General features: G+C 49.4%; 16 protein-coding genes. 6 read left to right on the top strand and 10 right to left on the bottom strand.

Features of this window, described 5'->3' with window-relative positions; all coding sequences use genetic code 11:
• Positions 1-169: 169 nt before the first annotated feature.
• Positions 170-1,498, bottom strand: coding sequence for an MFS transporter (locus QMD03_04930; GenBank protein ID MDI6776574.1), 1,329 nt, complete (start codon positions 1,496-1,498; stop codon positions 170-172).
• A 297-nt stretch (positions 1,499-1,795) separates the two neighbouring features.
• On the opposite strand from QMD03_04930, the gene QMD03_04935 reads away from it, so the two are divergent.
• The 5 genes from QMD03_04935 (at position 1,796) to QMD03_04955 (ending at position 4,723) form a co-directional block, all read left to right on the top strand.
• Positions 1,796-2,218, top strand: a complete 423-nt coding sequence (locus QMD03_04935) for a nucleotidyltransferase domain-containing protein (protein MDI6776575.1) — start codon at positions 1,796-1,798, stop codon at positions 2,216-2,218.
• Positions 2,211-2,642, top strand: a complete 432-nt coding sequence (locus QMD03_04940; protein ID MDI6776576.1) for a DUF86 domain-containing protein — start codon at positions 2,211-2,213, stop codon at positions 2,640-2,642. The genes QMD03_04935 and QMD03_04940 overlap by 8 nt, the downstream gene beginning before the upstream one ends.
• Before the next feature lie 83 nt (positions 2,643-2,725).
• Complete coding sequence (locus tag QMD03_04945) at positions 2,726-3,187, top strand: VanZ family protein (protein ID MDI6776577.1); 462 nt, start codon at positions 2,726-2,728, stop codon at positions 3,185-3,187.
• Entirely contained in the window at positions 3,188-3,334 is a 147-nt protein-coding gene (locus QMD03_04950; protein ID MDI6776578.1) for a hypothetical protein, read from the top strand.
• A gap of 6 nt (positions 3,335-3,340) precedes the next feature.
• The gene (locus QMD03_04955; protein MDI6776579.1) at positions 3,341-4,723 is read left to right on the top strand and encodes an HD domain-containing protein; all 1,383 of its coding nucleotides are present in this window, start codon (positions 3,341-3,343) and stop codon (positions 4,721-4,723) included.
• A 20-nt stretch (positions 4,724-4,743) separates the two neighbouring features.
• Here QMD03_04955 and QMD03_04960 read toward each other — a convergent pair whose 3' ends face one another.
• From QMD03_04960 to QMD03_05000, 9 genes are all read right to left on the bottom strand, one after another.
• The gene (locus tag QMD03_04960) at positions 4,744-5,358 is read right to left on the bottom strand and encodes an HAD family hydrolase (GenBank protein ID MDI6776580.1); all 615 of its coding nucleotides are present in this window, start codon (positions 5,356-5,358) and stop codon (positions 4,744-4,746) included.
• A complete protein-coding gene (gene mtnA, locus QMD03_04965; GenBank protein MDI6776581.1) occupies positions 5,355-6,398 on the bottom strand; it encodes an S-methyl-5-thioribose-1-phosphate isomerase in 1,044 nt (347 codons plus the stop codon). Before mtnA ends, QMD03_04960 begins: the two co-directional genes overlap by 4 nt.
• Positions 6,395-7,819, bottom strand: a complete 1,425-nt coding sequence (gatB, locus tag QMD03_04970) for an Asp-tRNA(Asn)/Glu-tRNA(Gln) amidotransferase subunit GatB (GenBank protein MDI6776582.1) — start codon at positions 7,817-7,819, stop codon at positions 6,395-6,397. The genes mtnA and gatB overlap by 4 nt, the downstream gene beginning before the upstream one ends.
• On the bottom strand, positions 7,820-9,283 hold the full coding sequence (gene gatA / locus QMD03_04975; protein ID MDI6776583.1) for an Asp-tRNA(Asn)/Glu-tRNA(Gln) amidotransferase subunit GatA: 1,464 nt from the start codon (positions 9,281-9,283) through the stop codon (positions 7,820-7,822).
• Between the two features lie 143 nt (positions 9,284-9,426).
• Entirely contained in the window at positions 9,427-9,714 is a 288-nt protein-coding gene (gene gatC / locus QMD03_04980; protein MDI6776584.1) for an Asp-tRNA(Asn)/Glu-tRNA(Gln) amidotransferase subunit GatC, read from the bottom strand.
• A 31-nt stretch (positions 9,715-9,745) separates the two neighbouring features.
• Positions 9,746-10,081: a type II toxin-antitoxin system PemK/MazF family toxin gene (locus tag QMD03_04985; GenBank protein MDI6776585.1), complete on the bottom strand. Its 336-nt coding sequence runs from the start codon at positions 10,079-10,081 to the stop codon at positions 9,746-9,748.
• Positions 10,082-10,330, bottom strand: a complete 249-nt coding sequence (locus QMD03_04990; protein ID MDI6776586.1) for a hypothetical protein — start codon at positions 10,328-10,330, stop codon at positions 10,082-10,084.
• Positions 10,331-10,452: 122 nt separating this feature from the next.
• Positions 10,453-11,988 (bottom strand): N-6 DNA methylase, encoded by a 1,536-nt coding sequence (locus QMD03_04995; protein ID MDI6776587.1) that lies wholly within the window; start codon positions 11,986-11,988, stop codon positions 10,453-10,455.
• 6 nt (positions 11,989-11,994) lie between these two features.
• A complete protein-coding gene (locus QMD03_05000; protein MDI6776588.1) occupies positions 11,995-12,960 on the bottom strand; it encodes an AccI family restriction endonuclease in 966 nt (321 codons plus the stop codon).
• Between the two features lie 862 nt (positions 12,961-13,822).
• On the opposite strand from QMD03_05000, the gene tatB reads away from it, so the two are divergent.
• Entirely contained in the window at positions 13,823-14,134 is a 312-nt protein-coding gene (gene tatB, locus QMD03_05005) for a Sec-independent protein translocase protein TatB (GenBank protein ID MDI6776589.1), read from the top strand.
• Positions 14,135-14,152: the final 18 nt, after the last annotated feature.

A 14,152-nucleotide genomic window follows, 5' to 3' on the forward strand; every position in this document is an offset into this window, starting at 1 on the left:
TGACGATTATGCATCATTTAGTTTCGCTGTTAGGGCAAAACTCAGGCTTCGCCTTTAAACAGTTGCCCTGACGGGCGCTTCGCTGCGATGGCAGAGCCCCCCTCCCCGAAAAAATCTTTGTTTCGCCCTTCACAAAGCCAATTTTTAGTTTTTCAAAGGTCTCATAATCTCAGTGGGTTGCTTTATTTTCCATCTCTGCTATCTGGGTGCCTCTCTCTTCGTCCACCAGGGAAAGGATGATCCCCCCAGCGATAAAGAGGAGCAAGAGCGATAAAATTCCATTCCGGCTGGAGCCGGTAACCATACCAACGGTTGCAAAGAGTGAGGGGCCGATGATACTGGCGAATTTAGAGCTTACGTCGTAGAAACCGAAGAACTCGGCCGTTCTGCTTCTGGGAGCCATTCTGCCAAAAAGGGAACGACTCAGGGCCTGGCTGCCCCCCTGGACCGTTGCCACAAGGACAGCAAGAATCCAGAAGTGCAGGGCCGATTGCATGAAGTACCCACCAATGGCGATGAGGGCATAAATGACCAGGGCCAGATAAATTGAACGTTTGGTTCCCAGACGGCGGGCCAGCCACCCAAAAGCGATGGTAAAGGGCATGCCGATAAATTGGACCATGAGAATCGCTCCCAGGAGGTGTTCCTGACCGATACCGATCTCCCGTCCAAATATGGCCGCCATGATAATAATAGATGCGATACCGTCATTATATAACCAGAAGGCAATGAGAAATTTAAGTAGCTCGCTGTAACGCCGAAGATCCCGCAAAGTATGCTTTAGTCTTTGAAAACCTGCCCGCAGCGGATTGCGGCTTTCCCCCGTCCTCAGTACCGCCGGTGGTTCGCTCACGTACCGAAAGAGGGGAATGGAAAAGATAGCCCACCAGATTGCTACGGACAGGAAGGAGAAACGTAAACCCCACTCCGCATCCGAAATGCCGGGACATCTCGTAAGCCAGACGATTTCCGGCTTGATCATGATGATATTAATCCCGAGCAATAATCCTCCCCCCAAGTAACCCAGGGCATACCCTCTGCTGGAAACCTGATCTATACGGTCAGTTCCTGCAACGTGGGGGAGTAGGGAATCATAAAAGATATTTGCGCAGGACCAGCCAAATAAAGCTAAGATATAAAGTAGTGATGCTATTTTCCAGTCACCGGCGCCGATGAAAACCATTGCCGCGGTGAAAAAAATACCGAAACCGGCAAAGTACCGCAGAAACCGTTTCCGTGCACCGGAATGATCCGCCATGGCACCGAGGACTGGCGCCACGAGGGCGACTAAAAGCATGGCGGTTGTATTGGTATAACCCCAGTAACTCGTTGCCAGTGTTGGTGGAAGGTTATGGGCCGCTACGGTGCCATAGTAAACAGGGAAAATCGCCGCCATGATGGTGGTCGCAAAGGCCGAGTTGGCCCAATCATACAGGCACCAGGCATTAACAGCCTTACGATCCGTATAATCTCTCTTGACCCGTACCTTTAGGCTCATTACAAGAAGGCTTATACAACATATAATGACTTCAGAAAACATATCTTTTCCGAACTGGCTCTGAAAGACGGTGTTTCCCTGGCTTCTTAGCATCAATCATCCCTTGTCATGGCTTGTTGTCCCCTGGGATGCAGTTGATGTCTAACCAGATTGAGAATAAGATTTGACACTGGCCGGTATTTGTAATATTATTTTTGGGGTATCCACGCGGATTCAATAACATTAAGGCGCAGACTAAAGCCTGCGGCTACGAATTCCCGGGATGCTAAAAATCAATTTTTCAAAGGTCTCGTATTTATGATTAAATATAAAAAACTACCTGAAAATATTGAAGAACTCATTCCTGAGGCAATAGATTATCTCCAATCAAAGTCAGACATTCAATTCGCCTACCTTTTTGGAAGTTTTGGAAGAGGAAAACCTTTACCTCTGAGTGATGTAGATGTCGCGGTTTATTTTAAGGAACCTACAGATATCCAGGAAAGGAGAATGGAGGTTCTTGGGGCGTTGATGAATCTTCTTCAGACTGATGAAGTGGATCTTGTAATTTTGAATAGAGCGCCACTCACACTCAGGATGAAGGTATTAGAAAACAAAAAGATTGTGGTAGATCAGGAGCCTTTCTTAAGACATCAATATGAGTCATTAACGATGAGAGAGTATTTTGATTTTTCGATCAGGGAGGGAGCCATTCTTGAGAGGAGATTTTTACATGGTTGATAAGACTCTTATACTCCGAAAGTTAGCTGAACTCGAAGAGTTATTAACACAGGTTAAGGAATATGAGAATGTCGCTGTGGAACAATATCAAAGGGATTGGAGAATCCAGCGGATCGTTGAGAGAACCTTGCAGATGATGATTGAGACATGTGCAGATATTGCAGAGCACATTATTTCAGATAGAGGATATCGAATACCCACAAGCTATTCAGATACTTTTAGAGTACTTCATGAGAACCGGATTTTAAAGAGCGATCTTTTTGAAACGATGGAAAAGATGGCAAAATTCAGAAATATAATTGTACACCAATATGATAGAGTTGACGCAGAGATCGTTATCGGTATTCTGAGAAAAAATCTTAACGATTTTTTGAACTATAAGGATGCAATTATTAATATGCTGAAAACAGATGAGACTCCCTGACGCACTGGAGATAAAGCACTATCCACTACGCCAGCTTTCTACAAAGAGTATAGCCCTCAGGTGAGCCCAAAGCCTATAGTCTAATGAACTTTATCTTTACGATCCTTTCTATCGCCTATATATCTGGAATCTTCTTTCTGGCCGATTCGCCCATAGTTTCCAGTTTCTCGGCCTTTAATCCTTACAGCCTCCTCCACATCCCCCTTTATGGCATCCTAACCATCCTTCTCGTCTTTTCTATCGTACCCATAACGATGCTTCGACGCATTAACGCTATTGACAATCCAAACAATCCTAACGTGCCTCGCAATTACGCATCAACTTATCTACGCATTCACTCTTTTACGCATTTTCTCATACCCGGTTTGATTGCCCTCGGGATAGCCATTGCCGACGAAATCCACCAGGTATATATTCCTAACCGCGATGGCAGCGTCAACGATGTCCTCCTTGATCTTCTCGGTATCATCTTAACCTTGTTTTTCATCTTCCGACTTTTGAAATCAAAAATTGTTAATCGTAAAGTGCAAGGAAGGCATAATTAAATGGATGTCCGGAACCTGGGCTGTATCCACCGGAATTTCTGGGGCAGCATCCTCAAGACAATTGCCGAGAGAATCGCTGCTGAATTCGGCAGAGAGAGGGATGACCTCACTATTGTGGTTGTTCGGCAGGATAAAATGGAGGGTTAATCAGAGATGGAGAAAACCAGGCTTTGCTACGACAAAATCCTCGCGGACTACCTGAAGACTGGCCAAGAAACATATCTCTATCAGATTACCCAATTCGCCAGGGAGATGATGATGAGACAGGGGATTGGTCCTGAATCCCTTGTGGAGATGCACCTCAAGGCCGTGAAGAAAATCAATAAGGATAAAAGGGTATATCCAAAGAAGGCTATTGATGAATCCTTTACCTTCCTTATGAGAGGAATCATGGCCTATGGAGTGGGATACAGGGAATATCTAAATTCAAAGACAGAGGGCTATCTGGCTGAGATCAAAGAGCTGAACAGGAGGTTGAGCGAAAGACTGGCTGAGATGACCACTCTCCACGAGACCGTTAAGATAACCGGCTCTTCTCTTGAACTCGATGAGGTGCTTTCGTCTGTCTTCAGTAATGCTGCCAAGATCCTGAAAGCAGATGACGGTTCCCTGATGCTTTTTGACCCTGAAGAAGGGGTTTTAACCATAAAAAAGGCACATGGTCTGGAGAAAGAGATTATCAGGAAGACAAGAATTAAGATAGGGGAGGGTATTGCAGGATCAGTGGCTCAGAGTGGCGAGCCTCTGATAATCCATGGAAGGGTAGAGGGTATACAAATTAATAGAAGGAAGTATGTGGGGGTAAATTCCATCTGTGTCCCCTTGAAAACCAAGAAGGGTGTTATTGGTATTATCGCCCTCAACCGTAAAGGGGATTCCGAGTCTTTTACAGAGGATAATTTAAAGCTTCTTTCCACGATGGCCCACCAGGCGGCAGTTGCCATTGAAAATGCCAGCCTGTATCGAGACCTGCGTGAAAGTTATCTCAGTACTATCCGGGCCTTGGCATCCGCACTGGAGGCAAAGGACCCTTATACGAAAGGCCATTCCGATGCTGTAGCAAGGTATGCAGTGGCTATAGCCGAGAGGCTGGATATGTCCCAGGAGGAGATAGAAGGCATTGAAGTGGCGGCCGTTCTACACGATATCGGGAAGATCGGCATCCAGGAAGATATTCTCAATAAGCCGGGGAAACTGGACGAGAAGGAGTGGAAAGAGATAGAAAAGCACCCTGAAGGCAGTTTGAAAATACTTAATGGCATTAGCTTCCCCTGGGATATCAAACCTATTATCTATGCTCATCATGAAGGATATAACGGGAAAGGTTACCCTGCTGGACTGAAGGGGGAGGAAACCCCTTTGGGAGCAAGGATCATTGCTGTGGCAGACCACTATGATGCTATGACCTCTGACCGCGCTTATAGAAAGGCTTTGAGTAAAGAAGTAGTTATCGAGGAGTTGAAAAGGGTGGCTGGAACCCAGCTTGACCCCAAAATCGTGAAGGTCTTTATTGAAATGTTGATGAGCCCTCAATAACCCTGGCTTCTCCTCGCAATTCAAAGGTTCAGCAGTTCTTCCGGTGTGTCAACCAGGTAATCCGGCCTTGCCGCCTCAAGCTTTTCTCTGCTGTGCCATCCCCAGGTGACGGCAGCGGTCATTACACCGGCCATCTTTGCCTCTTTAATATCCCCCGCGGTATCTCCGATATAATAGGCGCTATCTCTTTCCATCTGAAACCTGTCCATGGCGTGAATAATCTTTCCCCTCTTGCTGAACATGAAGTCAGACCCGAGGATCTCCTTGAAGTAGCCATTAAGACGATGACGGGCCAGAACCGTATAAATGGCCTGTGACTCATTGGAGGAGATGACAACGAGGGCGTTATCTTTCTTAAGTTTATCCAGGACAGGCGCTAAATCATAAAATGGCGTCATCTCATCATAGTTAATCCGGGCAACTATCTCCTTTGATGCCTCCATATATTCCCCAAGATCTATACCCTTTTTGACAATGGCCTCATAAAAATTTTCGTCAAAAAGCTCCAGAAAATCCGCACGATTCTTGACGATAGGTTTGCCGATCTTTTCCAGGCAGAGGGTCACCGCTTGTTCATATACCTCCAGGGAATCAATCAGAACACCGTCAAAATCAAAAAGAAACAGTTTTTTCATGGACATCCAGTAAGACGGGCGATCGTCTCCTCGTATGGCCTGACGGCGACTCCCGCCTCGGTGATGATCGCCGTTATGTAACGGTTTGGTGTCACGTCGAAGGCCGGATTATAGACCATTACCCCCTCCGGGGCCGTACTGACTCCGCGAAACGTCAGGACCTCTTCGCTGTTTCTCTCCTCGATGGGAATGCCATCCCCATCCTTAATTCCCATATCAATGGTGGACAGTGGCACCGCCACATAGAAGGGGACATGGTTTTCCTTCGCCAGGACGGCAAGGGAGTAAGTGCCGATCTTATTGGCCACATCGCCATTGGCGGCAATCCGGTCCGCCCCCACGATGACCAGGGCGATCTTTCCCTGTTTCATGAGAAATCCGGCCATACTGTCGGTAATCAACGTAGCCGGGATGTTCTCCTTTACCAGCTCCCAGGCGGTAAGCCTTGCCCCTTGTAGTATCGGCCTCGTCTCATCCATATAGACGTGCAGCGTCTTTCCTTCCTCCCGGGCGGCCCTGATCACCCCGAGGGCTGTTCCGTAACCGGCTGTCGCCAGGGCGCCGGCATTACAGTGGGTAAGGATATGATCACCGTCCTCGATCAAGGACCTCCCGTGGATACCCATCTGCCTGTTTATGGCGATATCCTCTTCACAGATACGAATGGCTTCGGCAACAAGCGCCTTTTTTACCGTCTCCACACCGGAGGCAAAGGCCCCATCGAAACATCTCTTCATCCTCTCAATAGCCCAGAAGAGGTTTCTCGCGGTGGGACGCGCCTGGGAAAACTCATGGCAGATGCGGTCAAATACCGCCTTCATCTCACCCCCCCCTGATGACGGTGAAAGATGGAGCACACCGAGGGCGATTCCCATCGCCGTAGCCACCCCGATGGCCGGGGCTCCACGGATCGAGAGGTCTTTGATCGCCATGATCACCTCATCATAGCGTACGCAAACAATGTGCCGCTCCTCGTGGGGGAGGGCCTTCTGGTCAATCATGACCACCGTATCATCTTCCCAGAAAATCGTCCTGATCATTCTGATAGCCTCCTCTTCAGAAGGTCATTGATGAGCCGGGGATTGGCCTTTCCCTGCGTGGCTTTCATCACCTGACCGACAAAAAATCCGAACACCTTCTCCTTCCCCTCTCGATACTGTGCCGCCTGTGTCGGATTGGCCTCTATGACACGGGTGATGATCTCTGTCAACTCCCCCTCATCGGTGATCTGCACCATCCCCTTTTCCTCGATGATTGCCTTGGGAGGCTTACCGGTTCTGTACATCTCCTCGATAACTTCCTTGGCCATCTTGCCGCTGATCGTCCCGGCCTCGATCAGGCGGATCATCTCCGCCAAAGAGGCGGGAAGGATAGAACATGTTTTAACGTCGCGCTTTTCCTCATTCAACAGCTTGAGGACATCGCCCATGACCCAGTTGCCGGCGATCTTTGGCTTCCCCGAAAGCCTGGCCACCTCCTCGTAGTAGTCGGCAAGGGCGCGGCTCGAAGTCAATACACCGGCATCGTAGGCCGGGATCTGATAATCACGGATAAATCTCTCCCTCTTCTCCATGGGAAGTTCGGGAAACCCCTTTCTGACTTCCTCAATCCAGTCATCACTGATGACAACAGGCACAAGATCGGGATCGGGAAAATAGCGGTAATCGTGAGCATCTTCCTTGCCCCGCATGGAATGGGTCACCCCCTGGCCGTCGTCCCAGAGTCTCGTTTCCTGGAGCACCTCGCCGCCGCCCTCGAGAATGTACTGCTGCCGTTTAATCTCATACTCCAGGGCGCGCTGGACATTCCGGAAGGAGTTCATGTTTTTCAGCTCTGTCCTTGTCCCGAAGCCCTTATCCCCCTTCGGTCTGATGGATACGTTGGCATCGCAGCGGAAACTCCCCTCCTCCATATTACCATCGCAGATTTCAAGATAGACCAGGATTTCATGGAGTCCTTTCAGATAAGCTGCCGCCTCCTCGGCGCCCCTTATGTCCGGCTCACTGACGATCTCGATCAGGGGCACCCCCGTCCGGTTCAGATCCACATAACTATTGTGCTCATCATGCAACAACTTCCCCGCATCCTCCTCCATGTGGATCCGTGTGATGCCTATCGTCTTTTTGCCGCCGTTGATGTCAATTTCCACATACCCATGTTCCGCAAGGGGATCGGCATACTGGGATATCTGGTAACCCTTGGGGAGGTCGGGGTAGAAGTAGTTCTTCCTGGCAAAACTGCATCCCCTGTTGATACGGCAATGGGTGGCGAGGCCCATTTTCATCGCGTATTCCACGACCTTTTTGTTCAAGACAGGCAAAACCCCGGGCATCCCGAGACAGATGGGACAGGTATTGCTGTTTGGTGCTGCCCCGAACTTTGTGGAGCAGCCACAAAAGACCTTTGACTGGGTCAAGAGCTGGGCATGGACCTCCAGCCCGATGACAGTTTCGTATTCCATTTAAAGATTCGGTCTCCTTCTTTCGATTTTAGCATTCTTTTCATAGGCGGCGGCAATCTGGATCAATTTCCCCTCTTCAAATGGCCCGGAGAGAAATTGAACTCCTAGGGGAAGGCCGCTCCGGGTAAAGCCGCAGGGGACAGAGATCCCCGGTATGCCCGCCAGATTGGCGGAGATGGTGAAAATGTCGGAGAGGTACATCTGCAGGGGGTCATCGGTCTTCTCCCCGATCTTAAAGGCCGGGGTCGGGGAGGCAGGGGTGACAATCACATCACAGAGTTTAAACGCCTCATCGAAATCACGCTTGATTAGTGCCCGTACCTTGGATGCCTTCTTGTAGTAGGCATCGTAGTAACCGGAGGAAAGGACGTAGGTGCCGAGCATGATCCGTCTTTTCACTTCCGCCCCGAAACTTTCCGAGCGGGTCTTTTTGTACATCGTAAGGAGGTCCTGAACATTACCGGCACCGGACCGAAAACCGTATTTCACACCGTCATAGCGCGCCAGATTGGAGCTCGCCTCCGCGGGGGCCACAATGTAATAGACGGCCAGGCAGTACTCCGTATGGGGAAGTGATATCTCGATACACCTGCCGCCGCTCTCCTCGATCACCTTGATGGTATTCTGTACCGCCGTCAGCACCTCAGGGTCAATCCCCTCGATGAAGTACTCCTTGGGAATTCCCACTGTCCAGCCCTCGATCCCCCTTGAGAGATACTCTCTGTAATCCGGGACTTCTATCGGTACCGATGTGGATTCCTTCGGGTCATAGCCGGCGATGACGTTCATCATGATGGCGCAGTCCTCCACATCCCTGGTAAAGGGGCCGATCTGATCCAGAGACGAGGCAAAGGCAATCAAACCGAAACGGGAGACCCTCCCGTAGGTGGGCTTCATCCCCACCACGCCACAGAGGGCGGCGGGCTGCCTGATGGAGCCCCCGGTATCTGAACCGAGGGAGGCGATGCACTCATCGGCGGCTACGGCAGCGGCGGACCCACCGCTGGAGCCCCCTGGTATCCTTTCCAGATCCCAGGGGTTTCTCGTAATCCCGAAGAATGAGGTCTCCGTGGAAGAACCCATGGCAAACTCGTCCATATTCGTCTTGCCTACGAAGACAGCCCCGGACTCCCTTAATTTTTCCACCACCGTGGCATCGTACGGCGGCACATAGTTATAAAGGATGCGGGAACCGCATGTCGTCCGGAACCCCCTGGTGCAAAAGATGTCTTTCAAGGCAACAGGAATGCCGGTTAAGGCCCTGATCTTTCCCTCTCTGATATTCAGATCAGCCCTTTTTGCCTCCTCAAGGGCGGAATCCCTCATCAGTGCAATGTAGGCATGAACAACGCCTTCTACCGCATCAATCCGGTTGAATACGGCTTGGACAATCTCGACAGAGGTGGTCTCGCCTGTCCTGATCTTTTCCTGCAGTTCATGAATCGTCGTCTGGTTTAATTCCATCCTGTCCACCTATAAAACATCAGTCATACGTCATATGTCATATGTCATACGTCTTACGTCTTACGTCTTACGTCATACGTCATACGTCTTACGTCTTACGTCTTACGTCATACGTCTTATGACTTATGACTTATGACTTACGACTATTCTATAACCTTTGGGACACTGAAACAGTCACCCCTTGCCTCCGGGGCATTGGCCAAGGAAAGGCCATGAGTTAATGATTCCCCGACCTTGTCATCCCTGAAGGCATTAACGAGAGTAATTGCATGACTCATTGGTTCAACACCGGAAGTGTCCACCTGATTCAACTTATCCATATACATCAGGATATTATCAAGCTGCGAGGTGAATCTTTCCTTCTCCTCTTCGCTGAAATCAAGCCTCGCCAGATGGGCCACATACTCCACCTCTCTCTTATCAATCTTCAATTCTGACCTCTCCTGGATGGTTGTTCGGCCTTCAATAAATGCAGGCATCAAGTATCGACAAGACTTCGTCAATGAGATCGTCCGAAGCCTTTCCAATGAGCTTGGCCTGACGCGCACGGTAATCAATGGACTTGACCTGCTCGACCATCACAAATCCTTTCACTTGCGGGTTCTCGGTAATCCCCACATGAAAAGGGTAGCCTCGATCAGTGGTCGTGAGGGGACAGACAATGGCGAGACCGGTTTGCTCGTTGAACAGGGTGTTGCTTACGACAAGAGCAGGACGACGTCCCTTTTGCTCGTGACCGGACTGGGGATCGAAGGTAACGGCAATGAAGTCTCCCTTTTTCGGAGCGTACGCTTTCACTCACCAAACCTCTCTGCCTGCTGGCTTGCCCCAATCCATTTCTTCGCCTTTGTAGCCCTTGGGTATGCGTGACACGAGGTCTTCCAGACTCATCTTACCGCGAACGCGTCTCGTTGGCGCTATGACGATCACGCCGTCCCGCGTGGTGACGTCGACGTCATCACCCACGGCGATATGCGCGTCTTCAAGCACCTGCTTCGCAAGGCATAGCCCCTGGCTGTTTCCCCACTTTTGGATTCTTGTCATCATATTCATACCTCCTGGCGGATATTCGAAGTATAGCCAATAGGATAAGGAATGTCAAGTCCGTCTGGGGCCGACGTTTCGGTTCAGCGGCGGCGGAACGCCGTCCGTTGCAACCGGTTGTTGGCTCACTTTTCTTGAAATAGTGTCGCTTGTTTCGGTGAAGCGAGTCTGTCCAAGCCCTCTGACCGAACGAGTCTATCAGGCAAGGGTAGTCGTTCCAACGCACGAGGTTCGACTTTTATCGCGCCCCCGCCATAAGACTTTCCGACTTTTCTCAAATTGCCGATTGTCAGCGGGTGCGAAAGCACATTCCAAAGGCGCTCCACATAGTCGGGAGTCGCTCTTTTAGGATAGACACATAGAAGACATGTCAAAGGGACAACTCCCGCGTGGTTTCGGATAAACCGTGCGTTTCGTCTTCCAAGATATGCAAACATGATTGGCGGTACCTTCCGCGTCTCCATTCGATACCAAGGCTTCCGTGTCTTGATCAGAGTTTTCATGGGGAGTCCTCTTGACTCGCCGTCATTGAGATATCTCTGTACTTGTTCGGGGAGTTCTTCAAATGCCAATCCGTTCAAATTGAGTAAGTACGTCGGTCTTCCGGAAGCTTCAAGGCGAGTCAAGTCTTCTTGGTCGAAAGATTCACCCTGAATATCACGCATTCTTCCGACTGCTCTGACCAACAACTTATCGGGAATACCCAGTTCCTTGGCACGGGCAGATGTCAGAAAGAAAAACTCATTGTCTCCTGTTACAATTCCGCGCATCACACTGGCGAAATCTCCAAGGGTATATTTGCTTCTCGCCTCCTCTGCGGGCGGACGAGATAAGCCTGTCGTTAAAGCTTCAGAGAGTAATCGGCGGTGAACCTGAATTCCTTTGTTGTCTGTATGTGGTAGTCCCAAAACGAGGGAAATCAATTCCTTGGAATAGCGATCAAGGCATTTTACCCAATCGAACTTGGTTGCCGGTTTGGCATTCCGAATGAGGAAAACGAGCGCATTGGTATCAACATCGGGAAACGGGGTGGCTTCTGATGCGAACGCGATGACAGCATCTAATCTGTATCGGGAACAAACCCACTGCCACAAAGCATGAGCAAACACGCCCTCACAAATGTCGGCAGAGACAATGTACGCAAGTCGTCCATCGGGTGATAGTGTTTGGAGTGCCCTAATCAGGAAATACACATGCAATCCAGCCCGCCCGTCAATATGCTGCCCGGTCGCTCTTTGAGCGAATGCGCGCAAACGTTCCTTATGTGCTGGAGAAAGCCGATGATGACGGATGTAGGGAGGATTGACGATAATGGCCGGAAAGGTTTCTGAGGGTGGATCAAGGACGAAATCCTTGATCTCAACCTTGCACAGGTCGACATCATTCAATCCTGTCTTCTCCGCCTGTTCAATTACGCTCGGGTCCACGTCGCGTCCAAACAAAGCGAGATCAAAGCCGTGTGATTCTGTATAGCGCTTTGCGGCGCGGAAGAATACGCCTTCGCCCAAGGCAGGATCGAGCAGTCGTTCGGGCTTCTCCTTCAACACATAGGCCACCATTAAGTCGGCGATCCAATCGGGCGTCCAGAACTGCCCTTTCGTGCGCAGGGTTTCTCGTTCGATCCCGGAGCGAGGGAGTTTATATGTTTGTCTGCCAGGCATGATGTTCTACCTCAACGAGTCCAAGACTGACAGCGCTTCTACTGATAATTTCGATTTTCCGCCGACGAAGCGCACGTAGGGAAGAATATGGCCGTTCTTATCCGTGATCGAGTCTGCAACAAGTTGTGGTTCCTCAATTGTGGTAGCCAGGGGATAAGCATGCCTGTAGTAAATCTTGTAGATTACCTTCTCGGTTGTTGCCCCACCGGGTGCTTGAAACACCTGTTTGGTCGGTTCAATATCGCCACGTAAAATCAATTTCTCCGCATCCGCGAGGGATATGCCGTAAGCCTCGTCAAAGAAGGCATGCCAGATGTGAATGGGGATTTTCCGATCCCGCTGCCATGTCCGCAGTGGACTTCTGTCTTCCTCTTTGATGATGATTGTAGGCAGAACAGCTCCTTTTTTCAACCCGAGCCGGCCGTCCAACCGCTTCTGCGGCGTGAGAGGCGTGTTATAGTTTGGCATCTGCTTGGCTCGCCACAGACTATTCTCACATTCGACCGCGAGGACGGCATGCTCCAGTAGGTCTTGCATCTTCGAATCATCTTCTGGAGTGAAAGGCAACTCGCTCAGTCCATTCAGTTCTTTGACAGCAGAATCAACCTTGGCTTTATCCTGAACGCGGTAGATCAGAAGGTCAGGGCGCTTGATATTACCGAGTCCGGCGTTTTCTAGGCGCTCGAAATATAATTCAAAAGCGCGGACATCGTTATCAGGGGCGGTACCGCTGGGTCCATATGGCAGGGCAAAGTACTTGCCGCTCGAGTTGACTGCCTGTGTCAAACGTTCTTCACTCCACACCCCTTGAGACCACCTCATGAGAAAGTCGCTGCCTCGCAGCCGCCGCGGATTGAGCAGAAATTCAGCCCAAGGGGCCTTGCCCATGCCGCGGAGCACTATGCCGATGTCTTCCAGCGAGACGGCCAAAGCCCTCTCGAAGGGGTGTTCTGATTTTCTTCTCTTCTTCATGGTTTCCTTTCTATGAGCCAACGCTGCGCTTAACCGGCTGCAAATGGAGCGCAGCGGAATTGGCAGTCCGAGTTAAAGCGTTTGTTATGCCCCGTTCGCCCCAGTAGCATCTATTTGGAGATAGAAGTGAACTTCCTGTTTGCCTCTCTACGAATTTTTTCCAATTCCTTATGCAATCGCTCAATCTGTTCTTCCAATTCACTTAGGCTCACACAATCTGGAGTGATAAACATTGTGCCTCTTTTGTCTTTAGTATGGGTTTTCATATAGATATGTGCCACAGGCGAATGTGGAAACCCGACCCCAGACAGGTCGATAAAATCAAGTGCTAACGAGTAAGTCATAACTGCCTCCTACATCATATGGTATGGCTTTTATTCCTCGCTTTTTAGCACATACCAGCCTATGAATCCCACTGTAACAACAATAAGCCACTGTATGAGCAAAAACTCTATATTAACATCTGCAAAGGAACATAGTAGAGGATTAAAAATAAAGTGATACCCATAGTGATACCCATAGTGATACCCATAGTGATACCCATAATCTTTACTAACTGTATGGAAAGGAGGAAATAGAAGCATGGCGACCATAACGATCCCAACGCCAATCAAGAATTTTTTCTGTCTTTTATTCATCATCTACAACCTTTCATAAAGTGGCATAACAGAGGTTAAATTTCTATCACAAAAACCAACAAAAAGCAAAAACAGTATGAACTCTACACTTGGATTCAGAGACAAGACTTTAGATGTAACTTTACAGACCCCCTACAAAACATTGACAATCACTTTGAATTATATATATTTAAAAAGTAGGTGTCTCGTCTGTCAGATAGGGCATCTTTAAGGAGCAAAAAATTATGTTCGGCATCGGCATGCCAGAGTTGATACTGATCATCATCATCGCCCTCCTTGTGGTGGGACCCAGAAAGTTACCCGATATCGCCAGATCTCTGGGAAAAGGACTGCATGAATTTCGCAGGGCTGCTGACGATGTTAAAGACACTCTGAAAGAAGCACTTGAGGTGGATGAAGTCAAAAAAGATATGGACGAGATCAAGAACTCGCTACTTTATGCCGAAAAAGAAAACGGAAAAAATCATAATAAACCTCCTTCATCATCCGAGGGGAAAGAAAATCCTTCCCGGTCTTTTACTCCTCCCACGCAATGAGCCAAGATTCATCTCTTA

The organism is Syntrophales bacterium (assembly GCA_030018935.1).
Lineage (GTDB): Bacteria > Desulfobacterota > Syntrophia > Syntrophales > CG2-30-49-12 > CG2-30-49-12.

Coding starts and splice junctions, on each gene's coding strand:
- QMD03_04930 (MDI6776574.1), bottom strand. CDS start 1,498: ATGAGCCTAAAGGTACGGGTCAAGAGAGATTATACGGATCGTAAGGCT.
- QMD03_04935 (MDI6776575.1), top strand. CDS start 1,796: ATGATTAAATATAAAAAACTACCTGAAAATATTGAAGAACTCATTCCT.
- QMD03_04940 (MDI6776576.1), top strand. CDS start 2,211: ATGGTTGATAAGACTCTTATACTCCGAAAGTTAGCTGAACTCGAAGAG.
- QMD03_04945 (MDI6776577.1), top strand. CDS start 2,726: ATGAACTTTATCTTTACGATCCTTTCTATCGCCTATATATCTGGAATC.
- QMD03_04950 (MDI6776578.1), top strand. CDS start 3,188: ATGGATGTCCGGAACCTGGGCTGTATCCACCGGAATTTCTGGGGCAGC.
- QMD03_04955 (MDI6776579.1), top strand. CDS start 3,341: ATGGAGAAAACCAGGCTTTGCTACGACAAAATCCTCGCGGACTACCTG.
- QMD03_04960 (MDI6776580.1), bottom strand. CDS start 5,358: ATGAAAAAACTGTTTCTTTTTGATTTTGACGGTGTTCTGATTGATTCC.
- mtnA (MDI6776581.1), bottom strand. CDS start 6,398: ATGATCAGGACGATTTTCTGGGAAGATGATACGGTGGTCATGATTGAC.
- gatB (MDI6776582.1), bottom strand. CDS start 7,819: ATGGAATACGAAACTGTCATCGGGCTGGAGGTCCATGCCCAGCTCTTG.
- gatA (MDI6776583.1), bottom strand. CDS start 9,283: ATGGAATTAAACCAGACGACGATTCATGAACTGCAGGAAAAGATCAGG.
- QMD03_04990 (MDI6776586.1), bottom strand. CDS start 10,330: ATGATGACAAGAATCCAAAAGTGGGGAAACAGCCAGGGGCTATGCCTT.
- QMD03_04995 (MDI6776587.1), bottom strand. CDS start 11,988: ATGCCTGGCAGACAAACATATAAACTCCCTCGCTCCGGGATCGAACGA.
- QMD03_05000 (MDI6776588.1), bottom strand. CDS start 12,960: ATGAAGAAGAGAAGAAAATCAGAACACCCCTTCGAGAGGGCTTTGGCC.
- tatB (MDI6776589.1), top strand. CDS start 13,823: ATGTTCGGCATCGGCATGCCAGAGTTGATACTGATCATCATCATCGCC.